The following is a 22,451-nucleotide window of genomic DNA, read 5'->3' on the forward strand; positions in this document are numbered from 1 at the left end:
GCCCGCGCGTGGTGTGATGGAACGGTGAACACCTCCCCCGCACCCCAGGACCCCGAGGCGGCGGGTCTGGCCCGGCTGCTGACCCCCGAGGGGCTACGCCTGCTGGATGAGCTCGGCCCCTACGACCCCGCTGCATCCCTGACAGTCAGCGAGTCCCTGCGCGCCCGCGGCCACTCCCCCGAGCTGGTCTCGGCCGCGCTCACCCAGTCGCGGCTGCGCGCGAAGGCACAGGCCAAGTTCGGGGCCTACGCACGGCACATGGTCTTCACGCGCGACGGCGTGGAGCAGGCCACCCGCTGGTCCGTGGCCGCCCTGCACGCGCAGCGCTTTGCGCAGGCCGGGATCGAGCACGTGGTCGATCTGGGCTGCGGGGTCGGTGCGGACTCGCTGGCACTGGCGGCCCTGGACCGCACGGTCACCGCAGTGGAGCGGGATCCGCTCACCGCCGCCGTGGCCACCGTCAACCTCACCGGATGGGACCGGGTCCGCGTGCTGTGCACTGACGCCGAGTCCCTCGACCTCTCTTCCTTGGAGGCGGGCCCCGCCGACGGCGTGTGGCTCGACCCCGCACGCCGGGTCACGGGCTCCGGGAGCACCCGCAGGATCTTCGACCCCGAGGCGTTCTCCCCGCCCCTGTCCTTCGTGACCGGTCTGGCCGCCGACGGCCTCGCGGTGGGCGCGAAGATCGGCCCGGGCATTCCGCACGAGCACGTGCCCGCGGATGCAGAGGCGCAGTGGATCTCCGACCGCGGGGACGTGGTCGAGGCGGTGCTGTGGTTCAACGCAGTGCGCCGCCCGACGGTGGCCCGCGCGGCACTCGTGCTGGGCCGCGGAGGCGGCGCAACGGCGTCGTCGGCCCCCGGGAGCACGGCCCTCGAAAGCACGGCGCACGAGACTGGCGACACGGAACCCGCCGAGACGGCGGAGAACGCGCCGGCCGCGGCGGAACTGACCTCCGCGTCCTGGCAGTCCCCGGCCCCGGAGGGCAAACTGCTGGGGCCCGTGGGCCGCTACCTCTACGAGCCCGACGGCGCCGTGATCCGCGCGGGGCTCGTCACGGACCTGGCCCAGCACCTGGGCGCGCACCTCGTCCACCCCGCCATCGCCTACCTGAGCTCGGACACGCTCGTGGAGACCCCGCTGGCCCGGGCGTACGAGGTCCGGGAGGTGCTCCCCCACACCGTGAAGGTTCTCAAGAGGTGGGTGCGGGAGCACGACGTGGGCACCCTGGAGATCAAGAAACGCGGCACGGACGTCACACCCGAGCAGCTGCGCCGACAGCTCGCACCACGCGGTTGCGGGCGTGCGACGCTGGTGATGACACGGCTGCATGATGCCGGGACGGAACGCCGCGTGGTGCTCGCCGTGCACCCCGTAAACTGATGCTCCCTGTGCTGCAGTGACGGGCGGGGCCCGGGGACGGCGTCCCCGGGTACGGTCACGACCGCCGTTTCCGGCGCACCCACGAGAGGACCACGCCGTGCACATTGATTTCCACAGCTCAGACCGCTCCACCCTCGGCGTGGAGTGGGAGGTCGCTCTCGTGGAGCGCGCCACGGGCGAACTCGCCCCGCGCGCGGACGAGGTCCTCGAAGCAGTGACAGCCGAGCATCCCGAGCTCGGTGAGGAGGGGGACCACCCACGGGTCACGGGCGAGTTCCTTCAGAACACCGTGGAGATGGTCACAGGGATCAGCGAGACCGTCGGGGAGGCCGTGACGGACCTGGCCAGCACGCAGGACCTGATCCGCGAGGTCACCGACCCCCGCTCGCTCGAGATCTTCGGTGCGGGAACCCACCCGTTCTCCGACTGGACCCAGCAGCCGGTGGTGGACAAGGAGCGCTACTACAAGGTGCTCGACCGCGCCCAGTACTGGGGCCGCCAGATGGTGATCTTCGGCCTGCACGTGCACGTGGGCATCAACCACCGGGACAAGGCGCTGCCCGTGCTGGACGGACTCATGAACTACTACCCGCACCTGCTGGCGCTGTCCGCGAACTCGCCGTACTGGAACGGCCACGACACCGGCTACGCGTCCCACCGCGCCCTGATCTTCCAGCAGCTCTCCACGGCGGGGCTGCCCTTCCACTTCGACACCTGGGAGGAGTACGAGTCCTACGTGGGGGACCTGGTGGCCACCGGTGTGATCGAGGAGATCTCCGAGAACCGCTGGGACATCCGCCCCGTCCCCCGCTTCGGCACCGTGGAGATGCGCGTGTGCGACGGACCCTCCACCCTGCGCGAGGTGGGGGCGCTCGCCGCTCTCACGCAGTGCCTCGTGGAGTCCTTCTCCCGCGCCCTGGACCGCGGGGAGCCCATCCCCGTGATGCCCCCGTGGCACCACCAGGAGAACAAGTGGCGCGCCGCCCGCTACGGGCTCGACGCGATCGTGGTGAAGGACGCCCAGAACCACGAGCGGCTCGTGACCGAGGACCTCACGGAGCTGCTCGAGAAGCTCGAGCCGCTGGCCCGGGAGCTCGACTGCGCGGACGAGCTCGCCCACGTGGAGACCATGATGAACGGCGCCACCGGCTACCAGCGCCAGCGCCGCGTGGCCCAGGAGAACGGCGGGGACCTGCGCGCCGTGGTCATGGACATCGTGGAGCGCAACCGCACCACGCGCTGAGCCGGGGACGACGCCGCACGGCCGGTTGCCCGGTGCACTGGCCGGTTCGTGGTCGGACCGGTTCGCGGTCGGTCTGCTTCCCGACCGGTCCTGCCGGCGGCGGCTGCGGAGGTCCGGATTCGCCTGCCCGGGTCCGTCGTCGCGGCACAGATGGACCGGCCCGTTCAGCTCGCGGCGGGCACGGCCACCGTGGTCACGGGCAGGCCGGGATCCGCGGTGAATCCGATCCCCGTGGGTGCCACGCCCCGGGAGACGAGCCGCGCACCGAGGGCGGCCACCATCGCACCGTTGTCCGTGCACAGGGACAGCGGCGGAACCACGACCGTGATCCCGTGGCGTGAGCAGCGCTCGGTGACGAGCTCCCGCAGCCGCGAGTTCGCGGCCACTCCCCCGCCCATGAGCAGCGTGGTGATCCCGTGCTCGGTGCAGGCCAGCACCGTCTTGCGCGAGATCACGTCCACCACGGACTCCTGGAAGCTCGCGGCCACGTCCGCCACGGGAATGGGCTGGCGCGCGGCCTGGAACGTCTCGACCACGCGCGCGACCGCGGTCTTCAACCCCGAGAAGGACATGTCGTAGCGGTGCGGTCCGGGTTTCTCGACAGAGCCCATGTACTTGCCGGCGGTGAGGCCGCGAGGGAACGCAAAGGCGCGAGGATCGCCGTCGACGGCCGCGGCGTCGATGGCCGGCCCGCCCGGGTAGGCGAGCCCGAGCAGCCGCGCGACCTTGTCGTAGGCCTCGCCCGCGGCGTCGTCGATCGTGGAGCCCAGCAGCCGCACGTCGCTCGTGATGCTCTCCACGGCCAGGATCTCCGTGTGTCCGCCCGAGACGAGCAGGGCCCCCAGGTGCTCGGGCAGCTCGCCGCCGTCCCCCAGCAGCCCGACCCCCACGTGGGCGACCAGGTGGTTGATCGCGTACAGGGGCTTGCCCGTGGCGACCGCCAGGGCCTTCGCCGCCGCCACGCCCACCATGAGCGCGCCGGCGAGTCCGGGCCCGGAGGTCACGGCGATCGCATCGACCTCGGCGAGGCTCACCTCCGCCTCCGCGAGCGCCGCGCGGACGGTGGGCACGAAGGCCTCGAGGTGCGCTCGGGAGGCGATCTCCGGGATGACACCGCCGAAGCGCACGTGCTGCTCCATGGAGGAGGAGACCGTGTTGGTCAACAGTTCGGTGCCGCGCACGATGCCCGCACCGGTCTCGTCGCACGAGGACTCGATGCCCAGAACCAGTGGCTCAGTGGTGTTCATGGATGGTCCTTCCGTCCGCGCTGCGCTCCGCCGGGCCCGCGGGCGCCAGCTCGCAGCGCATGATCAGCGCGTCGTGGCCCGGGCCGTAGTAGTGGGCGCGGGTGTGGATGTGGTGGTAGCCGAAGCGGCGGTACAGCGCCTGGGCCCGAGGGTTGTCCGCGCGGACCTCGAGCATCATCTCGGTGGCCCCCTCAGCCACGGAGGCCTCGTGGAGCACGCGCAGAAGCGTGGCGCCGAGCCCCCTGCCCTCGTGGGCGGGTACCACCGCGATGGTCTGCACGTCCGCCACGGGCGGTATGCACATCATTCCGGCGTAGCCCACGATCTCCCGGTCCCGTGTCACCACCCAGTAGCGGCGGGTGGGGTGGGCGAGCTCCTCGCGGAACATCTGCGCAGGCCACGCATCCTCGGGGAACAGCTCGGTCTCCAGCGCGTGGACGGTCTCCAGGTCCCCCGGTTGCATGGGCCGCAGAGCGTAGCCACGGGGCAGCGACGACGCCGCGGCCACCACGGGCTCGCGCGCCGTCACGACGTCGCCCGCTTGGGCGCCCCGGGGACCCTGGCATCAGACTCGCGCAGGTAGAGGGGGGTGGTGTCCGTGCTCAGCGCGCCGCCGCGGCTCGTGAGCGCCCAGGCGGCGCGGGCGAGGTCCGCCGCGCTCGGGGCGACATCCGTGCCCTGCGCGGCCAGCCGGGGAACACGGTCCGGGTAGAGGCCCGCACCGGAGCCGTAGCAGGGCATCCCGGGGAGGTCTTCGGGCGCCGCAACCCCGGGCTCCCCCGCGGGCACGGCCTCCGGGCGGTCGTGCGACCCGGTGAGCCGGTAGCGGCGGAAGTACAGCTCCTTGCGGCGAGCGTCCGTGGCCACCACGAACTCGGGCTCCCCCGCCTCGAGCGCGAGGGGCACCACGTGGTGGGCCACGGCGTCGAGCGAGCAGAGCCCGTACACGGGCAGGTTCCACGCGAAGCCGAGGGCGCGGGCGCTCACCAGCCCGGCCCGCAGGCCGGTGAACGGTCCTGGGCCGATGCCCACGAGAATGCCGTCGAGGTCCTCACCGGTGAGCCCGGTCCGCGCCATGAGATCCTGCACCGCCGGGGCCAGGGCCTCGGCGTGCGAGCGGGTGTCGGTGGTGTCGAAGCGTTCGAGCACCTCACCGTCCCGGGCCAGCGCCACGGACGCGGTCGACGAGGAATCCAGACTCAGCACAAGCACCCGGACAGTCTAAGCCCGCGCGGAGAGGCCCCTCCGCGCGCACCCGGTCGGGGCGGCGAAGGGGCCTCTCAGGCCGGGTACGGCTACTGCTGCGCGGTCAGTCGCTCGGCGGCCTTCGCGTTGTTCCGCTCGATCAGACCGAACAGCACGCGGTAGACCACCAGACCCACGAGGGTGACGCCCACCAGGAACCACAGGATGGTGGAGAAGTAGTCCCCCTGGGCGGAACCGCCCACGCTCAGCCCCGCGAACCAGGTGGGCTTCGAGGACATCAGCATCGCCGTGTAGGCCACCCCGATCGGGGAGGCCACGTTGATCACGAGGTTGTAGAAGCCCACGGCCACGCCGGACTTCGCCGCGGGCATGAGCAGCAGCGCACTGGACATCAGCGGTGCGTAGAGCAGGCCGAAGCCCACCGAGAACATGGCCATCGCCACCACCATGGCCACCACGGACACGTTGATGAACACCCCGGCCACCGCGAGCGCGAGCGCGAGCAGGCACAGCGCCAGGGTCACGGCCTGCCTGGAGTCCAGCCGTCGGCTCACCGCACCGGACATCGCCGTCGTGGACGCGCCCAGCACGTAGCCGGGAATGGTGAGCAGCGAGACCTTGTCCATGGCCATGCCGTGCACTCCGTGGATCGCGAAGGGGAACAGGAACACGAATGCCAGGTTGACCGAGTAGATGATGAACACGATCACCAGGGCGCTGATGTACGGCCGGTTGGTGAAGAAGGAGGCGTCGACGAGCGCACGGGAGTTGGTGCGCACGTGGTGCACGAACAGCACGGTGGCCACCACCGCGGGGATCCACCACCACCACGTGAAGTCCTGCATGAACATGATCAGCCCGGTGGCGATGACACCCACCAGGAACAGTCCGAACACGTCCACGCCGGAGCTCGTGTGCTCGACATCGTCCGGCACGCGGGTCCTGATGAACGGCAGGGAGAGCACGATCAGCAGCGGGATCAGGAACATCCACGTCCAGGACACGTACGTCGCCAGGAAGCCCGAGACCAGCGTGCCGATGAGCGAGGCGAGCTGGAAGGACATGTTGGAGAAGCCCAGGTACTTCTTCAGCTCCACGCCCTGGAAGTGCTTGGTCACGTAGACCACGTAGAGGGTCTCCGCGGCGGCGAGGCCTGCCGTCTGGACCACCCGGCCCACGAGCACCACGCCGAAGGACGCGGATCCCACGAAGCCGATCACGGAGCCCACCACGATCAGCCCGAGGCTCAGGTACAGCAGCTTGCGAATGGCCACGGAGTCCGCGAGCGCGGAGTAGACCACGGCACCAATGCCGATCAGCACGCCCGTGAGGGTGGCCTGCAGGCTCACGGTGGACTCGCTCAGGGACAGCGCCGCGGCCATGGGCTGGGACGTGAACTTGAAGCCCTGGTCTACCACCAGGCAGAAGATGAACAGGAACAGCAGGACGGGCACGGCGCGGCGCGGATTCACGCCTGTCGTGGGGCGACCCGCCGCGGCGGGCGTGCCGTTGGCGGGGACTGCGGCCGCCGAGGTCGAGACGGCGCTCTCGGGACCGACGCCCGACGCGAGGTCCGGAGTCTACTCGGGGTGATTCATCTCGTTCACAGCTCCGTCACCGTTGCGGCCAGCTCGATCATCTGCGCGAAGCCCGTCTGGCGCTGCTCTGGCGTCATCTTCTCGTGAGTCACCAGGTTGTCCGAGACCGTGAACATCGCCAGGGCCTCAACGCCGGCCGCGGCCGCGTTGGCGTAGAGCCCCGCGGTCTCCATCTCCACGGCGAGCACACCCATTCGCGCCCACCGTGTGGTGGTGTCGTCCTGCGCGTGGTAGAAGGTGTCCGAGGAGACCACGTTGCCCGCGTGGACGGGGATCCCCCGGTCCTCGGCGGCACGGTGCACGTGGTTCAGCAGCCGGAAGGATCCGGTGGGTGCCCACGTGCCGGGCAGGTCGAACTGCGCCAGGTAGGTGGAGTCGGTGGAGGCCGCCTGCGCGAGCACGAGGTCGTTGAGCGCCAGGTCCTCCGTGAGCCCCCCGCAGGAGCCGATGCGCACCAGCCTGGTGCAACCGAAAACGTGGATCAGCTCCCAGCTGTACAGCGCGATGGAGGGGATCCCCATCCCGGTGCCCATGACGGAGAGCTCTCGCCCCTGGTAGGTCCCGGTGTAGCCGAGCATGTTGCGCACGGAGTTGAACTGCACGACGTCCTCGAGGAACGTGTCGGCAATGAACTTCGCCCGCAGCGGGTCTCCGGGAAGCAGGATCCTCTCGGCGATCGGGGCGCCCTGCGGGTTGATGTGCGGTGTGGATGTCGCTGACAAGCGGTCCTCCTCGGGTCGGTCCGCGACGGGTCCGGCCGAGTTCGGGGCAACGACGACGCCGTCGGATCCCCTGGGGTCGCACCGTCTGCGGTGGGCGGTGGCGCTGCCGTCATTGTGGCACGTCAGGGGCGCGGAGAACTGCGCGGGCACGGGGCCGGAGCGCGGTGCGCCGCGGTCCGGTTCAGAGGTCCAGACGGTCCGACCACCGGGGCCCGTAGCCCCGCAGGATCAGGGTGCGCGGCTCGTCGCCGTCCTGCTCCTCCCCATCCCACTCGTCGGTGAGCGCCCGCAGCGCCTGCGCCACGGCCCCGTCCACGACGTCGCCGTCGTGGTCGCCCTCGACCTCGCCCCCATGCTGCTGGTAGGACAGTGCGGGCGCAGCCGGGTGCTCCCCCACCGCGGGCAGGACGCCCTGCGGCCGCACGAAGTCCACGACCAGCCGGGAGTCGCTGAGGTGCTCCACCTTGGAGGTGCCCCACTCGACCACCGTCACGCACGTGTCCAGCGTGTCCTCGAGGTCGATCGTGTCGATGTCCGCGGCGGTGTCCAGCCGGTAGGCGTCCACGTGCACGAGGTCCGGGCCGCCAGGGCGAGGACCGTCCGGGAGGTTGGGGTGGCGCCGGCTGAGCACGAACGTGGGCGAGATGATCCCCTCCCGCACGCCCAGGCCATGGCCCAGGCCCTGGGTGAAGGTTGTCTTGCCCGCCCCGAGCTCGCCGTTGAGCATCACGAGGTCCCCCGCGTGCAGGTGCGGAGCGAGCCGCTCGGCGATCCCCCGGGTGTCCTCGGCACCGCCCGGGTGCAGGGTGAGCGTCCAGTTGGGCTGCTCGAAGGCCTCCCCGCCCGAGACGCGCGTGGGGCGGGGGTCCTGCGGCAGGCTGTGGGCGGCCAGCGCGCTCGCGCTGCGGGAGACCGTCACGTCCCCCAGCGTCAGGTGGCTGTGGCTCGTGTACTCCCGGGGCACGCGCGGGGAGATCCGCGTGACCACCTCGTAGTTGATGGTTCCCGCAGCGTCCGCCCACTCGGTCACGGAGGGGTGGTCGCCCGCGCCGAAGAGCACGGCCTCGTCCCCCACGTGCACGAGCGGGTCCACGGCCTCGTCGAGCACCGGCTGCCCCGCGGGCACGCCCTCCGGGGTGACCGTGCGCCCCAGTGCGAGGTCCACCACGCACTGGTCCATCGCGATCCGCCCCACCACGGGGTACACCCGGCCGCCGATGCGCACCGGGGCGCCCGTGGCCACGCGGGGCACGCCGTCCGCGTACCCCAGGGGAATCAGCGCCAGGTGCGTGTCCCTGGCGGTGCGGTAGCTCAGCCCGTAGGAGACGCCGCTGTCCCGGGGCACGGCCTTCACATTGGCCACGCGGGCGCGCAGCGTCATGGCGGGGATCAGCCCGAAGTCCTGGGGCGTGCGGTCCTCGAACGGGCTCAGGCCGTAGAGGCCCAGGCCCACGCGCACGGCGTCCCGGAGCATGGAGTCCGGGTCCGCGAGCTGCTCCGCGGAGAGCAGGCCGGGGGTGTTGGCTGCGTGCACGAGCGAGGGAGCGAGCCCGGCGCCGCGAGCAGTTCTCACCGCCTCGTTGAGGGCGTCGAGCTGCTCCTGCGTCTCGGGACGGCCCGGATCGTCCGCCACGGCAAGGTGGGTGAAGACCCCCTCCACGGTGAGCAGGCCCTCCTGCTGGGCGCGGGCCGCGCGCGCCACGAGCTCCGGCCACTGCTCGGGGGTGGCACCGTTGCGGCCGAGTCCCGAGTCGAGCTTCAGGTGCACCACCGCGGTGGTCCCGGTACGCCGGGCCGCCTGCAGCACGGCGTCGAACTCCCAGCCGCTCACCCCCAGGCGGACGTCCCGGTACAGCGCCTCGTCAAAGTCCGTGGACATCGTGTGCAGCCACGCGATCACGGGCGCGGTGATCCCCGCGTCGCGCAGCGCCACGGCTTCGGAGACGTGCGCCGTGCCCAGCATGTGCGCACCCGCGGCGAGCGCCGTGCGCGCCACCTCCGGCGCACCGTGGCCGTAGGCGTCCGCCTTGACCACCGCGATCAGTTTCCGGCCCCGGGCGAGCTGCGTGAGCCTCACCACGTTGTGCCACACGGCGGAGAGATCCACCACGGCACTGCGCTCGCTGGGTTCCTGGGGCTGCCACGACGTCATCACACTCACGCACCCCATTGTGCCCTGCCGTGACCGGACCGCATTCTTCGACCGCCCGTGCAACGGGCGACGACGCCGTGCCCGGACGGTGCGCCGGTAGGCTGGTCGCGTGCCCCACCCCGATCCGCGCCACGTCCTGCTGCTCAGCATGCACACCTCTCCCGTGGACCAGCCCGGGTCCGGGGACGCCGGAGGGTTGAACGTCTACGTGTGGCACCTCGCGCGCGCCCTCGCCCAGGCGGGCTGGCGCGTGGACATGGCCACCCTGGACCGGGACCCGGCCCACGGCGCCGGAGTCCGGAGCGCCACGGTGGCGGACGGCGTGCGGCTGCTCACCGTGGCCCTGCCCGGTGCCGCGCGGACCCCCAAGTCCGGCCTGCCGGGGTTCGCTCCGCGGTTCGGCCGGGCGCTGGCCGCCCACTACGACCGCGACGGGGCCTCTCCGGATGTGCTGCACGCCCACTACTGGCTCTCCGGGGTCGCCGCGCTCGAGACCGCGGCAGTCCAGGCCGCACGTGGCAGGGACGTCCCCGTGGTGCTCACACTGCACACCTCCGCCGCCGCCAAGAACCTGCGCGCGGGGCCGGACGAGGTCCCCGAGCCCCGCGAGCGCGAGGACTCCGAGCGGGATCTCGTCGCCCGCGCCTGCCACACCATCGTGAACACACCCGCGGAGCGGGAGCAGGTCGTGGAGCTCTACGGCGCGCGGCCCGAGCGGGTGGTCGTGATCCCTCCGGGCGTGGACACCACCGTCTTCCACCCGGGCGCCGCCCATGCGGCCGCCGGCCCGTCGGAGCGGGGCTCGGACCGGGACTCCGCTGCTCGCGCCCACCCCTTCACCGTGCTGTGCGCCGGTCGGGTCCAGCCGCTGAAGGGCCAGCAGGTCCTCGTGCGCGCCCTGGGGCTGCTGCGGCGCGAGCACCCGGAGTCCCCGGTCCGGCTGGTCCTCGCGGGGGTGGGGGCGCCCGAGTTTCTGGACCGGCTGCACGAGCTTGCGGCAGAGGAGGGCGTGACGGACGCCGTGCAGTTCCTCGGCTCCCTGCCCCGCCCGGAGCTCGCAGGGCTCATGGGAGCGGTGGACGCCGTCGCCGTACCCTCCTCGTCCGAGACGTTCGGCCTCGTGGCCGTCGAGGCGCAGGCGTGCGGGACCCCCGTCATGGCCACGGACGTGGACGGGCTGCGCTACGCGGTGCGTGACGGCGAAACCGGATGGCTCGTGCCCGGCCGGGACCCCGCGGACTGGGCGAGAGCCATGCACCGCGCGGCGAGCGAGCCGCGGCTCTGGGGGGCGATGTCCCCCGCCGCGCAGGCTCGCGCGCAGGAGCTGACCTGGGACGACGTCGCCGCGGCTCACGCCCGCACGTACCTCGCCTGTGCGCGGCCCGCTCCCAGCGCCTAAACTCCCACGTGTGACCACCGCGTACCTGAGCCGTGACGCCCTCGCCCGCTACCTGGACCGTTCCCGCATCACCGGGGCCGTCGCCACGCCCCGCGAGGCCAACCTCCGCAACATCCAGGGGTTCCTGGACGGGGACCAGCACCAGCACATGGGTGTGGTGCGCACCCGGGACTGGGACTGGGACTCCGTCTTCGAGCTCATGCGGGAGCGCGTGGGCATCAACGAAGACCCCTCCTACGCCGAGGGTCAGGACTCCATCTCCGCGCAGCTGTGCGTGGCCGCACTGGACTCGTACGCGGAGATCTTCAGCCAGGCCGTGCAGGGCCGCAAGCGCCTGCTCTTCGCCACCGGCCACCCCGCCGGGCTCGCACCCGTCTACGCCCGCCTCGCGCGCGTGGCCAGGGCCTCCGGCGCCCGCGTCATCCGCGTGGACGAGGCGTTGCCCTTCGAGGACGGGGACGTCCGGCAGGTCGAGGACGTCGTGATGGTCGAGCAGTACGGCGGCCTGCGCCACACCCATTTCCCCGATCCCATGCGCCTCGTGCTGGAGCACCTCGAGGAGCAGGGGCGCGAGGCCCCGGACCTCGTGGTCGCGGACCACGGCATGGCCGGTGAGGCCGGCTCCCGGGCGGGCCTGCCCGCCATCGCCATCGGCGACTGCAATGACCCCGGGGTCTTCGTCGCCGAGGCACAGGACCAGCTGCGGGTGGTCGTGCCCATGGACGACAACGTGGCGCCGCACCTCTACGACCCGCTCGTGGACTACGTCATCTCCCGCGCCGGACTCGCGGGCCAGGACAGGGCCTGAGCACCACCACGACGACGGCGTCCGTTCCCCCTAGCACGGGGCGGGCGCCGTCGGCGTACGGGCACCGTCGTCGTATGGGTTTTGCGCGGCGGGGGCAACCGGGTCGGTTCACAGTGCGAGCAGCGCCTCCACGAGCAGCCCCGCGGCGACCACCAGGAACACGATGCCCGAGACCATCTCCACCTCGACGGTGCGCTCCCTGAAGAGACTGGCGAGCCGGGGAATCGAGCCGGCCCAGGCCACGGCCAGGAACCACACGAGTCCCACGGCCACGAGCAGGCCCAGCACCGCGAGGCCCTCCCACCACAGGATGTCCGAGGGGACCACGGAGCCGAAGAGTGCCACGAAGAACACCACCGCCTTGGCGTTGGCCAGGTTGGTGACCGTTCCCTGCGCCGCCGCGCGCCACGGTGTGAGGTCTGAGGTGCCCAGGAAGCCGACCGTTCGGCTCTGCTCCGCGAACTCCTCCTGCAGGGCGGAGTCCTCCGCGAGCATCGGATCCGCGGCGGCGTCCCCGGCACGCCCGCGCGCCGTACGCTCCGCCAGCCCGCCGCGCAGCGAACCGTAGCCCATCCGGGCGAGGAACAGGGCCCCGGCGATCTGCACGACCAGTTTGAGGACGTGGTTGCCGCTGATCAGCACCGTGACGCCCATGAGCGAGAGCGTGATCCACGTGGCGTTGCCCACCATGATCCCAAGAGCCGTGAACAGCGCGTTGCGCCGCGTGGAGAGGAAGGCGTTGCGCAGGATCAGGAAGATGTCCGGACCGGGGATCACGATCCCGGCGACCCACAGCCCGAGCAGAGCGGCGTACTGCGCGCCGCTCACGCGTGCTTGGACGCGGTGGCCGCACCCCAGATGTTGACGTCCGCGTCCGTGACGAGCTCGTCAATGCGACGCAGCTCGTCAGCGCTGAACTCCAGGTTGCGCACCGCGCGGGCAGAGTCCTCGAGCTGCCGGGCGGAGGACGCCCCCACGAGCGCGGACGTGACCTGCCCCTGCTCCTGCGGGCGGAGCACCCAGGCAATGGCCATCTGCGCAAGGGTCTGGTCCCGGTCCCGTGCCATCGAGTTCAGCTCGCGGACGCTCTCCAGAGTCTGCTGCGTCAACCACTCCGGGTTGAGCGAGGACTGCGCGGCGGCCCGCGAACCTTCCGGAACGCCATTGAGGTACTTGTCCGTGAGCATGCCCTGGGCCAGCGGGGAGAACGCAATGGAACCCATGCCGCACTCGGCGAGCGCCGCGAGCAGGTTCTTTCCGCCCGCCCCGGCCACGGGCTCCTCGACCCACCGGTTGAGCACGGAGTAGGAGGGCTGGTGGATCAGCAACGGCGTGCCCAGATCCCGCATGATGCGCTGGGCCTCCAGGGTGAGGTCCGCGCTGTAGGAGGACACGCCCACGTAGCTCGCCCTGCCCGAGCGCACGATGTGGTCCAGTGCCCGCATCGTCTCCTCGAGCGGGGTCTCCTGGTCCGGACGGTGGTGGTAGAAGATGTCCACGCGGTCCAGGCCCATGCGCTGCAGGGACTGGTCCAGCGAGTCCACGAGGTACTTCCGCGATCCGCCCACGCCCCCGTACGGGCCCGGCCACATGTTCCAGCCGGCCTTGGAGGAAATGACGAGCTCCTGCCGGTAGCGGGCGAAGTCCTCGCGTATGATGCGCCCGAAGTTCAGCTCTGCGGAACCTGCCGGCGGACCGTAGTTGTTGGCGAGGTCGAAGTGCGTGATGCCAAGGTCGAAGGCACGGCGCAGCGTCTCGCGCATCCCCGCCACGGGCTTGTCGTCCCCGAAGTTGTGCCACAGCCCCAGGGAGATCGCGGGCAGCTTCAGCCCGGAGTCCCCCACGCGCCGGTACGGCATGGTCTCGTAGCGGTTCTCGGCCGCGGTCCACACGGAGCCCTCACCATATGTCAGCATGGCTCCCAGTGTGCCACTGCGGCGGCAGCCCCGTGCACAACGACGGCGCGCGGCCCCGGAAGGGTGCCACACCGCGTCCTCTGCGGGGCGCGGTCAGCTCAGACGCGCAGCACGGCCGCCGTCTCCGGGGCCAGCCGCACGGTGCCGTCCGCGCCCGGCTCGGGCTGCGCGCCGCTCGCGAAGAGCAGCTGCGGCTCGTCCCCGCCCATCAGCGGGAGGTTCCTCGGCTCGTCCGAGAGGTTGATGGCGACGACGACGCCGTGCACGGACTCGGGCTCGCTCATCCGCTTGAGCACGAACCACTGCTCGGAGTCACTCGCCTGGGTGGCCGCGGTTTCCCAGTTCTGGTCCGTCAGCTCGGGGGTCTCACCGCGCAGCGCGATCAGGTCCCGGTAGGCCCGCAGGATCCGCTCGTGGTCCCCGCGGTGCACCTCGTCCCAGTTCAGCTTGGAGCGCTCGAACGTCGCTGGGTCCTGGGGGTCCGGGACGGTGTCGTGGTCCCACGCCATCTGTGCGAACTCCGCCTTGCGGCCCTTCGCCACGGCCTCTCCCAGCTCCGGCTCGGGGTGCGCGGTGAAGAACTGCCAGGGGGTGCTCGCCCCGTACTCCTCCCCCATGAACAGCATGGGGGTGAAGGGCTGGGCCAGCAGCCACGTGGCGGCGGCGATCGCGCGGTCCACGCTGATGGACTGGTTCATGCGGTCGCCGGCTGCCCGGTTGCCCACCTGGTCGTGGTTCTGCAGGAACGTGACGAACTGGTAGGGGCGCTGCTCCACGGGGTCGATCTCCCGGCCGTGGGAGCGGCCGCGGAACGTGGAGTACGTCCCGTTGTGGAAGTACGCGGTGTGCATCGTCTTCTCGAGGGCGTGCAGGGACGCGAAGTCCCCGTAGTAGCCCTGGGTCTCGCCGGTGAACGCGGTGTGCGCGGCGTGGTGGACGTCGTCCAGCCACTGCGCGTCCATGCCCAGACCGTGGCGGTGCGTGGCCGCGATCATGCGGGGGTCGTTGAGGTCCGACTCCGCAATGGTCACCAGGTCCTTGCCGGTGCGCTGCGCCTCCTCGGCCACGCGCTCGGCGATCTCCTCGAGGATGTGTTTCGCGCTGGAGTCCGCGAGGGCGTGCACGGCATCCAGACGGAAGCCGTCCACGTGGTACTCGCGCAACCACATGGTCACGTTGTCCAAGATGTACTCGCGCACCCCGTCCGCGCCCCAGCCGTCCAGGTTGATGAGGTCTCCCCAGCTGGATGCCCCGGGCTTGAAGTAGTCCGCGAACAGGGGCAGGTAGTTCCCGCTCGGGCCCAGGTGGTTGTAAACCACGTCCTGGATCACGGACAGGCCCTTGGCGTGGCACGCGTCCACGAAGCGCTGGTAGGCCGCCGGTCCGCCGTAGGACTCGTCCACGGTGTACCAGGCGACGCCGTCGTAGCCCCAGTTGTGGTCCCCGTTGAAGCCGTTGACGGGCAGCAGCTCCACGCCGGTGACGCCCAGCTCCACCAGGTGGTCGAGACGCCCGATCGCCGAGTCCAGCGTGCCCTCGGGGGTGAACGTCCCCGGGTGCAGCTCGTAGAGCACAGAGTCCTTGAGCGGACGGGGCCGCCACTCGGCGTCGTGCCACTGGTACTCGTCCGGGTCGAACGTGCACGAGAGCTCGTGCACGCCCTGAGGCTGACGCCGCGAGCGCGGGTCCGGCAGCACCTGGGAGACCTGCGCGCGCTCCTCGGGGGTGCCCTCGTCGAAGACCTTGCCCAGGATGTAGCCGTAGCGCACGGTGCCCTGGGGGGCGGCGTCGTCGTCGGGCAGCGTCCACCAGCCGGGGCGCTGCGCGAGACCCACCATGGGGTGGTCCTCGCCCTCGATGCGGACGGTCACGGTGCGGGCGTGGGGTGCCCACACGTCGAAGCGGTGGTCTGAGCTCATGGGTCAGTCGTCCTTCCTGCGCAGGATGGCCGCGGGGTAGGTGGTCAGGAGGTCGGCGAGATGGATCCCGTTCCCGGGGGTCGCCGTGAACTCGCGGCGGGTGAGGATGTCCTCCCACGTGCCTGCGGGCAGGTCCACGGTCTCGTCCGTGAATCCGCCCGCTGCGGCGAGGGTCGCGGGGAAACGGGTGACCACGGTGGCCGCGCCGCCGCGGTCGTAGCCCAGGGCGTGCTCGGCCAGCGCGCCCCGCACGGTCAGCGGCGTGTAGTCCGCGAAGAGTTCAGGTCGCTCACGGCGCAGCCGCAGCACCCGGGACGTCAGCAGCATGCGGGCGGCGCCCGTGCCGTCCACGGGCGGCGTGGCGTGCTCGGTGCCCGGCGCGGCGGCGTCGAGCTCCGTGAGCAGGGTGTCGAGCGCGGCGAAGTCCACCGGACGGCGGTTGTCGGGGTCCACGAGCGAGGGCTCCCACAGTTCCTGGCCCTGGTAGACGTCCGGGACGCCGGGCAGGGTCAGCTGCAGCGCGGTGGCCGCGAGCGCGTTGGCCCATCCGGGCCCCTCGAGCCGCGCGACGCAGCCCTCCACGACGCCGCGGGTGCCCGGGTCCGTGAGCACGAGGTCGATGAACCGGGTGAGATCCGCCTCGAACTCCTCGTCCCCGTCCACCCACGCGGTGGAGACGGACGCCTCCCGCACGGCCTTCATGGCGTAGTCGACGGCGCGGTCCCGCTCGATGGGCCACGCACCCACCAGGGCCTGCAGCACGAGGTTCACGGCGGGCCCGTCCGCCAGCGTCAGACCGGCCTCCCGACCGGTTGCAACCAGTGTGTCCACCGTCTCGGACCACGCGCGGGTGTCCTCGGCGAGCACGGTGATCCGCGCGCGGACCGCCGCGGACCGCTTGGTGTCGTGGGTGGTGAGCGCGTTCATGGTCAGCGGGCTCTCGCGCTGCCGCCGGGCGGCCTCCTCGTGGAAGGTCTCCGGGGCCATGGAGAAGACCGAGGGGTCACCGCCCACCTCGGTGAGGGAGGTGAGCTGGGTGTAGCGGTAGAACGCGGTGTCCTCCACGCCCTTGGCCATCACCATGCCGGAGGTCTGCTGGAAGCGCCGGGCCACCTCGGTGAGGTTCTCGGTGTGTGCCGCGTCCGCGCCGAGTACCCGGGCGAGGTCCGTGAGGACGTCCGAGAGCTCGGGCCGGGCCTGCCGTGCGGCGGCCACGGCCTCGGTCAGGTGCTCCGCCCCCTCGGGGAGGTAGGTGCGGTAGACCGGGAAGTTCGAGAGGATCTCGGCGAGCCCGTCGTAGGCCACCTCGTCCCCGTGGCCGACGTCCTCAGGCAGCTCCCGCACGAGCCGGTGCACCTCCGCGGCCAGCCCGGCGTCCGCCATGCGGCGCTTGGTGCCGTGGATCAGCTCGTCCCAGCGCACGGGCTCCCCGCCGCGCAGCCGGGTGTCCAGGGAGGCGAGCTCGTAGTGCCCGCGCGGATCGGTCAGCACGCGGTCGATCCAGCCCAGCGAGTCGTAGCCCGTGGTGCCCGCGGTGCGCCAGCCGCCCGGGAGGTACTCCCCCGGTTCGAGGATCTTCTCCACCACGGTCCACGCCCCACCCGTGAGCTCGGCGAGCTTCTCCAGGTAGTCCTGCGGGTCCCGCACGCCGTCCGGGTGGTCGATCCGCAGCCCGTCCACGAGACCCTCGCGGAACCAGCGGGAGACCTCGGTGTGCGACGCGTCGAAGACCTCGCGGTCCTCCACGCGCACGCCCGCCAGCGTGGCCACGGTGAAGAAGCGGCGGTAGTTCAGCTCGGAGTCCCCGCGGCGCCAGTTGATCAGCTCGTAGTGCTGGCGGCCGTGCACCTCGGCGGGGTCCTCGCCCTCGCTCCAGGTACCCTCGGCCAGGGGGTACACGTTGTCGTAGTAGTGCAGCGTGCCGTCCTCGACGGTGAGCGCGGAGAGGTCCTCGTCCCCGTCGCCCAGCACCGGGATCAGCACCTTGCCCCTGCCGGCCGCCCAGTCGACGTCGAACGCGTCCGCGTAGCGGCTGTCCCGGCCCTCGGCCAGCAGCGACCACCACCACGGGTTCTGCTCCGGCGCGGCCACGCCCTGGTGGTTGGGGACGATGTCGACGACGACGCCCAGGCCCGCCGCGTGGGCGGCCTCCGAGAGCGCCGTCAAACCCTCGGAGCCGCCGCGCTCGGGGTCCACCTCGGTGGGGTCCACCACGTCGTAGCCGTGGTCGGAGCCGCTCGTCGCACGCAGGATGGGCGAGAGGTAGACCCAGTCCGCACCGAGGCGCTTGATGTAGGGAACCAGCTCCGCGGCGCGGTGGAGGTCCTGCCCGGACGTGATCTGCAGGCGGTACGTGGAAGTGGGTGTCAGCACCCTTCCAGTCTTGCCGAGTGCGCCCGCTCGTGCCAGTCCATCCGCCCAGGGCGAGAGAACCCCCGCCTCCGGGGACGAGGAACGCGCCACCCCCGGTGGGATGGCGCGTTCCTCGTGCCTGCACTCAGACGTGGGCCGGTGTCCTCAGACCTCGTCCGCCGTGGCGGCGTAGACCGCGGCGGAGGCGGCCACCGAGGCCGCCACGGAGGCATCGGGCTCCTCCTCCGGCTCCTCCCACGCCCGCAGCAGCACGGTGGACTTGCCCTCCATGGTCAGCACGGTCGAGTGCTCGCGCACCGCGCCGCCCGCGTGCTTGCCGGCGGTGTCCATGATCTCCTCCCACTGGTGGCCGTACTCGGCCGGGGGCAGCGTGACGTCCACCGCCTCCGGGTTGGAGTTGAAGTAGACGATGAAGTTGTCGTCCGTGATCCGACGGCCGCGCATGTCCACCCCGGCGATGCCCTGGCCGTTGAGCCACATGCCCACGGAGCGGGCCAGGGGCTCGTCCCAGTCCGCGGGGACCATGGGCGTGCCGTCCGTGTTCAGCCAGGCAATGTCCGGCATGGCGTCGCCCTCGGTGATCTCACCCATCTCCACGGGTCGGCCGTCGAAGAACTGCGAGCGCCGGAACGTGGGGTGCTCGTGGCGCAGGTGCGTGATCACGGAGGTGAACTCCACCAGGGGTGCGTCCACCTTCTCCCAGTTGATCCATGTCAACTCGTTGTCCTGGCAGTACGCGTTGTTGTTCCCCCGCTGCGTGCGCCCGAGCTCGTCCCCGTGCAGGAGCATCGGCGTGCCCTGGGAGAGCATCAGGGTGGCCAGGAAGTTGCGCTGCTGGCGCGCGCGCAGGGCAAGCACCTCGGCGTTGTCCGTGGGTCCCTCCTCGCCGCAGTTCCAGGAGCGGTTGTGGGACTCGCCGTCGTTGTTGTCCTCGCCGTTGGCCTCGTTGTGCTTCTCGTTGTAGGACACCAGGTCCCGCAGCGTGAAGCCGTCGTGGGCGGTGACGAAGTTCACCGAGGCGAACGGGCGGCGGCCGCTGTTCTCGTAGAGGTCCGCGGAGCCCGTGACACGGGACGCGAACTCGCCGAGGGTCGAGGGCTCGCCCCTCCAGAAGTCGCGCACGGTGTCCCGGTACTTGCCGTTCCACTCGGTCCACTGCGGCGGGAAGTTGCCCACCTGGTAACCGCCGGGGCCGATGTCCCACGGCTCGGCGATCAGCTTGACCTGCGAGACGATCGGGTCCTGCTGGACGAGCTCGAAGAACGTGGAGAGCTTGTCGACGTCGTAGAACTCACGGGCCAGGGTGGCCGCGAGGTCGAAGCGGAAGCCGTCCACGTGCATCTCCGTGACCCAGTAGCGCAGCGAGTCCATGATCAGCTGCAGCGAGTGCGGGTGGCGCACGTTCAGAGAGTTCCCGGTGCCCGTGTAGTCCATGTAGAACTTCTGGTCGTCCTCCACGGTGCGGTAGTAGGCGTTGTTGTCGATGCCCTTCATGGACAGCGTGGGGCCCAGGTGGTTGCCCTCCGCGGTGTGGTTGTAGACCACGTCAAGGATGACCTCGATGTCCGCCTGGTGCAGCGCGCGCACCATGGCCTTGAACTCCTGCACCTGGCCGCCCAGGTGGGAGGCCGCGCTGTACTCGTTGTGCGGGGCGAAGAACGCAATGGTGTTGTAGCCCCAGTAGTTGCGCAGGTCCTTCTCCAGCAGGGTGGAGTCCTGGACGAACTGGTGCACGGGCATGAGCTCCACCGCTGTGACGCCCAGCTTCTTGAGGTGGGCGATCACGGCCGGGTGGGACACGCCCGCGTAGGTGCCGCGCTGCTCCTCCGGGATCTCCGGGTGCTGCTTGGTGAGGCCCTTCACATGGGCCTCGTAGATCACCGACTTGTGGTACGGGGTGTGGGGGGTGCGGTCACCCTCCCAGTCGAAGAACGGGTTGATGACCACGCCCTTCATCATGTGCGAGGCGGAGTCCTGGTGGTTCTCGGAGTCCTCGTCGCCGAAGTTGTAGGAGAACAGGGACTCGTCCCAGTCGATCTCCCCCTCCACGGCCTTGGCGTACGGGTCCAGCAGCAGCTTGTCCGGGTTGCACCGCAACCCCCGGGAGGGGTCCCACGGACCGTGGACGCGGTAGCCGTAGCGCTGGCCCGGCTGCACGGAGGGGAGGTAGCAGTGCCACACGTAGCTGTCCACGGCGGTGACCTCCACGCGGGTCTCCGTGCCGTCCTCGTCGAACAGGCACAGCTCCACGCGGTCCGCGACCTCGGAGAAGATCGCGAAATTGGTCCCCGTCCCGTCGAACGTCGCGCCCAGCGGGTACGGGTGTCCTGGCCAAACTTCCATGTACTTCTCTCCTCAGCGTGTGGTGGGGCCGGTCACGGGTCACCGTTCTCGGCGGACCACCAACCCTAGTCGCTTCCCCTCGGCCTCACGGACGGGTGAGAACCGCCCGCACGTGCTCTGCGAGCACCGACGGCGGCACGGGCCCCTCGCCGCCGGCCCGCGAGGCGAGCGCGTGCAGCCCCGCGCCGAGTGCAGCCGCGGCGGCCCAGCGACCCTCGCCCCGGGCCCACGGTCCCAGTACGGCGAGCGCGTTTGGGTGCTCTGCCACGTGCGCGAGCACCGTGCCCAGGATCCCGGCGAGGGTGTCCCCGGAGCCGGCGGTGGCCAGCCACGGACTCGCCCCGCCCACGCTCAGGCACAGGCAGTCCTGCCCGGCCGACGGCGCCGCGTCCCCGGCCACCGGCGAGGCCACCACGGTGGTCGCGCCCTTGAGCAGCACGGTGGCTCCCGTCAGCCGGGCCGCCTCTCGAGCCCAGTGCAGGGGGTTCGCCTCGATCTCCGTGCGCTCCGCGGTGGCCCGCGCCACACCGAAGCCCGCGAGCCACTCGAAGATCTGGGAGAGCTCCCCGGCGTGCGGTGTGAGGACCTTGTGGGCACCCAGGGGTCCGTCCGCCACGGAGCGCGCCGCGGCGTCGAGCGCTCCCGCGTCGAGCACCGCGGGCTCCTCGGCCTCGATCACGGCCTGCACGCGCGCGGCCTGGGACTCGTCCCCCACCACACCGGGTCCGGCGAGCCACGCCTGGACGTGCACGTCCCACGGCTGGTCGTCCGAGCAGACCACCTCCGGGCTGCGTGCCAGCACCATCGCGCGCGCGGTCGAGTCGCCCAGGAAGCGCACCATGCCCGCCCCGGCCTGGACGGCGGCCTGGGTGCACATGATGGCCGCACCGGGATAGCTCGGAGCACCGGCCACCACGCCGAGCACCCCGCGCGTGTACTTGGTGTCCGTGGCACCGGGTCGCGGCCACGCGGCCAGAACGTCCTCGCCCTGGACGCGGTGCACCGCCGGTGCGCCCAGCAGGTCCTCGATGCCGATGGGCACCACGGTGAGCGCGCCGCCGGCCTGCTCGCCGGGGGCGACCACGTGCGCCGTCTTCGCCGCGCCGAACGTCACGGTCGCGTTCGCACGCAGCAGCGGCTCCGGGGCCTCGCCGGTGTCCGCGTCCAGCCCGGAGACGAGGTCGCATGCCACGATCCGCGGGATCCCTCGTCCCTCCACGGCGGGCCCACTGCGGTCACGGCCGGTGAACGCCTCGACGAGCTCCGCCGGGGCGCCGCGCAGCCCACCGCTCGCGCCCGTACCCAGCACGGCGTCCACCACGAGGTCCGCGGCGGACATCAGCCCGACGGCGTCCGGGACGTCCACCGTTCGCAGCCCGGAGACCTGCGCGGGCGACTCCTCCCCGGCTCCACCGTCGAGCCGCAGCGCGGTGCCGCCCGCCGCCAGCAGCGCCCGGAGTCCGGCCTCGTGGGCGCGCGAGCCGGTGAGCACGGCAGTCACGGTGACGCCCCGGCGGCGCAGGAACGACCCCGCCCACAGTCCGTCCCCGCCGTTGTTGCCCGGTCCCACGAGGACCACCGCGCAGCTTCCGGCCAGAACGCCGTCGCGGGCGGCGAGCCGCAGCTGCGTCTCGCACTCCCGTGCCAGTCCCCGTGCGGCGCGGCGCATCAGTGCGTCACCGTGCCCCTCGTCCAGCAGCGGCTGCTCTGCGGCGCGGATGCTCGCGCCGGTGTACGCCTCAATCATGCGGATGACCTTCCTGTCCCTCGGCCACGACGAACGCCACGGCCATGCCGCCGTCGTGGGAGATCGTCACGTGCCACGTCCGCACTCCCCGGCGCCGCTGCTCCTCGGCCACGGTGCCGGTGGTGTGCAGGTGGGGGGCGCCGTCCGCGTCGTTGGTGACCCAGCAGTCCTGCCAGATCATCCCCGGCGGTGCCTTCAGCGCCTTGGCCGCGGCTTCCTTCACCGCGAAGCGCGCCGCGAGCGAGCGCGGCGGCAGCTCCCGCTCGTGGGGCACGAACAGCCGCTCGACCAGGCGCGGTGTGCGGGCCACCTGCCGCTCGAAACGCGCGATGTCCACGATGTCCACACCCGTGCCCACGATCATGCCGCCAGCCTACCGGCGCCCCCGGACGGGC

The 22,451-nt window shown here is 71.6% G+C and carries 17 protein-coding genes; 4 read left to right on the top strand and 13 right to left on the bottom strand.

Translation table 11 applies throughout. The annotated features are described in order from the left end of the window. The first annotated feature begins 24 nt into the window (after window positions 1-24). Together ABD264_RS04575 and ABD264_RS04580 are read left to right on the top strand one after the other, a co-directional pair. Window positions 25-1,383 (top strand): THUMP-like domain-containing protein, encoded by a 1,359-nt coding sequence (locus tag ABD264_RS04575; protein ID WP_145009822.1) that lies wholly within the window; start codon window positions 25-27, stop codon window positions 1,381-1,383. A 97-nt stretch (window positions 1,384-1,480) separates the two neighbouring features. Continuing rightward, window positions 1,481-2,626: a glutamate--cysteine ligase gene (locus ABD264_RS04580; RefSeq protein WP_290499489.1), complete on the top strand. Its 1,146-nt coding sequence runs from the start codon at window positions 1,481-1,483 to the stop codon at window positions 2,624-2,626. A 164-nt stretch (window positions 2,627-2,790) separates the two neighbouring features. Here ABD264_RS04580 and tsaD read toward each other — a convergent pair whose 3' ends face one another. From tsaD to alr, 6 genes are all read right to left on the bottom strand, one after another. Continuing rightward, window positions 2,791-3,873, bottom strand: coding sequence for a tRNA (adenosine(37)-N6)-threonylcarbamoyltransferase complex transferase subunit TsaD (gene tsaD, locus ABD264_RS04585; RefSeq protein ID WP_344204668.1), 1,083 nt, complete (start codon window positions 3,871-3,873; stop codon window positions 2,791-2,793). Beyond that, window positions 3,860-4,402: a ribosomal protein S18-alanine N-acetyltransferase gene (rimI, locus tag ABD264_RS04590; protein ID WP_425554287.1), complete on the bottom strand. Its 543-nt coding sequence runs from the start codon at window positions 4,400-4,402 to the stop codon at window positions 3,860-3,862. Before rimI ends, tsaD begins: the two co-directional genes overlap by 14 nt. Further along, window positions 4,399-5,085 (bottom strand): tRNA (adenosine(37)-N6)-threonylcarbamoyltransferase complex dimerization subunit type 1 TsaB, encoded by a 687-nt coding sequence (gene tsaB, locus ABD264_RS04595; protein ID WP_145009828.1) that lies wholly within the window; start codon window positions 5,083-5,085, stop codon window positions 4,399-4,401. Before tsaB ends, rimI begins: the two co-directional genes overlap by 4 nt. 83 nt (window positions 5,086-5,168) lie before the next feature. After that, window positions 5,169-6,551, bottom strand: coding sequence for an MFS transporter (locus ABD264_RS04600; protein ID WP_344204671.1), 1,383 nt, complete (start codon window positions 6,549-6,551; stop codon window positions 5,169-5,171). Between the two features lie 131 nt (window positions 6,552-6,682). Continuing rightward, window positions 6,683-7,399, bottom strand: coding sequence for a purine-nucleoside phosphorylase (gene deoD, locus ABD264_RS04605; RefSeq protein ID WP_344204673.1), 717 nt, complete (start codon window positions 7,397-7,399; stop codon window positions 6,683-6,685). A gap of 181 nt (window positions 7,400-7,580) precedes the next feature. Beyond that, window positions 7,581-9,551, bottom strand: coding sequence for an alanine racemase (alr, locus tag ABD264_RS04610; protein ID WP_144942187.1), 1,971 nt, complete (start codon window positions 9,549-9,551; stop codon window positions 7,581-7,583). 109 nt (window positions 9,552-9,660) lie between these two features. On the opposite strand from alr, the gene ABD264_RS04615 reads away from it, so the two are divergent. Together ABD264_RS04615 and ABD264_RS04620 are read left to right on the top strand one after the other, a co-directional pair. Beyond that, window positions 9,661-10,950 (top strand): glycosyltransferase, encoded by a 1,290-nt coding sequence (locus tag ABD264_RS04615; protein ID WP_260983306.1) that lies wholly within the window; start codon window positions 9,661-9,663, stop codon window positions 10,948-10,950. Between the two features lie 10 nt (window positions 10,951-10,960). After that, window positions 10,961-11,758 (top strand): phosphatase, encoded by a 798-nt coding sequence (locus tag ABD264_RS04620; protein ID WP_144941828.1) that lies wholly within the window; start codon window positions 10,961-10,963, stop codon window positions 11,756-11,758. A 108-nt stretch (window positions 11,759-11,866) separates the two neighbouring features. On the opposite strand, the gene ABD264_RS04625 is transcribed toward ABD264_RS04620, so the two are convergent. From ABD264_RS04625 to ABD264_RS04655, 7 genes are all read right to left on the bottom strand, one after another. Next, on the bottom strand, window positions 11,867-12,586 hold the full coding sequence (locus tag ABD264_RS04625) for a LysE family translocator (RefSeq protein WP_344204677.1): 720 nt from the start codon (window positions 12,584-12,586) through the stop codon (window positions 11,867-11,869). Continuing rightward, entirely contained in the window at window positions 12,583-13,674 is a 1,092-nt protein-coding gene (mgrA, locus tag ABD264_RS04630) for an L-glyceraldehyde 3-phosphate reductase (protein WP_144941824.1), read from the bottom strand. The genes ABD264_RS04625 and mgrA overlap by 4 nt, the downstream gene beginning before the upstream one ends. Window positions 13,675-13,772: 98 nt before the next feature. After that, entirely contained in the window at window positions 13,773-15,593 is a 1,821-nt protein-coding gene (gene treZ / locus ABD264_RS04635; RefSeq protein ID WP_344204679.1) for a malto-oligosyltrehalose trehalohydrolase, read from the bottom strand. 3 nt (window positions 15,594-15,596) lie between these two features. Beyond that, window positions 15,597-17,966 carry a malto-oligosyltrehalose synthase gene (gene treY / locus ABD264_RS04640; protein ID WP_344204681.1) on the bottom strand — a complete coding sequence of 790 codons (2,370 nt, stop codon included), beginning with the start codon at window positions 17,964-17,966 and terminating at the stop codon, window positions 15,597-15,599. Between the two features lie 144 nt (window positions 17,967-18,110). Further along, window positions 18,111-20,309 (bottom strand): glycogen debranching protein GlgX, encoded by a 2,199-nt coding sequence (gene glgX, locus ABD264_RS04645; protein WP_303105226.1) that lies wholly within the window; start codon window positions 20,307-20,309, stop codon window positions 18,111-18,113. A gap of 85 nt (window positions 20,310-20,394) precedes the next feature. Continuing rightward, window positions 20,395-22,056 carry a bifunctional ADP-dependent NAD(P)H-hydrate dehydratase/NAD(P)H-hydrate epimerase gene (locus ABD264_RS04650; protein WP_344204684.1) on the bottom strand — a complete coding sequence of 554 codons (1,662 nt, stop codon included), beginning with the start codon at window positions 22,054-22,056 and terminating at the stop codon, window positions 20,395-20,397. Further along, entirely contained in the window at window positions 22,049-22,420 is a 372-nt protein-coding gene (locus ABD264_RS04655; protein WP_094394911.1) for a holo-ACP synthase, read from the bottom strand. The genes ABD264_RS04650 and ABD264_RS04655 overlap by 8 nt, the downstream gene beginning before the upstream one ends. Between the last annotated feature and the right edge of the window lie 31 nt (window positions 22,421-22,451).

This window comes from Kocuria salsicia, from assembly GCF_039532055.1.
Lineage (GTDB): Bacteria > Actinomycetota > Actinomycetes > Actinomycetales > Micrococcaceae > Kocuria > Kocuria salsicia.

Bases quoted from the DNA above. Each gene is read 5' to 3' on its own strand.
- glgX (WP_303105226.1), bottom strand. From the start codon at position 20,309: ATGGAAGTTTGGCCAGGACACCCGTACCCGCTGGGCGCGACGTTCGAC.
- alr (WP_144942187.1), bottom strand. From the start codon at position 9,551: ATGACGTCGTGGCAGCCCCAGGAACCCAGCGAGCGCAGTGCCGTGGTG.
- mgrA (WP_144941824.1), bottom strand. From the start codon at position 13,674: ATGCTGACATATGGTGAGGGCTCCGTGTGGACCGCGGCCGAGAACCGC.
- tsaD (WP_344204668.1), bottom strand. From the start codon at position 3,873: ATGAACACCACTGAGCCACTGGTTCTGGGCATCGAGTCCTCGTGCGAC.
- ABD264_RS04655 (WP_094394911.1), bottom strand. From the start codon at position 22,420: ATGATCGTGGGCACGGGTGTGGACATCGTGGACATCGCGCGTTTCGAG.
- ABD264_RS04650 (WP_344204684.1), bottom strand. From the start codon at position 22,056: ATGATTGAGGCGTACACCGGCGCGAGCATCCGCGCCGCAGAGCAGCCG.
- treZ (WP_344204679.1), bottom strand. From the start codon at position 15,593: ATGAGCTCAGACCACCGCTTCGACGTGTGGGCACCCCACGCCCGCACC.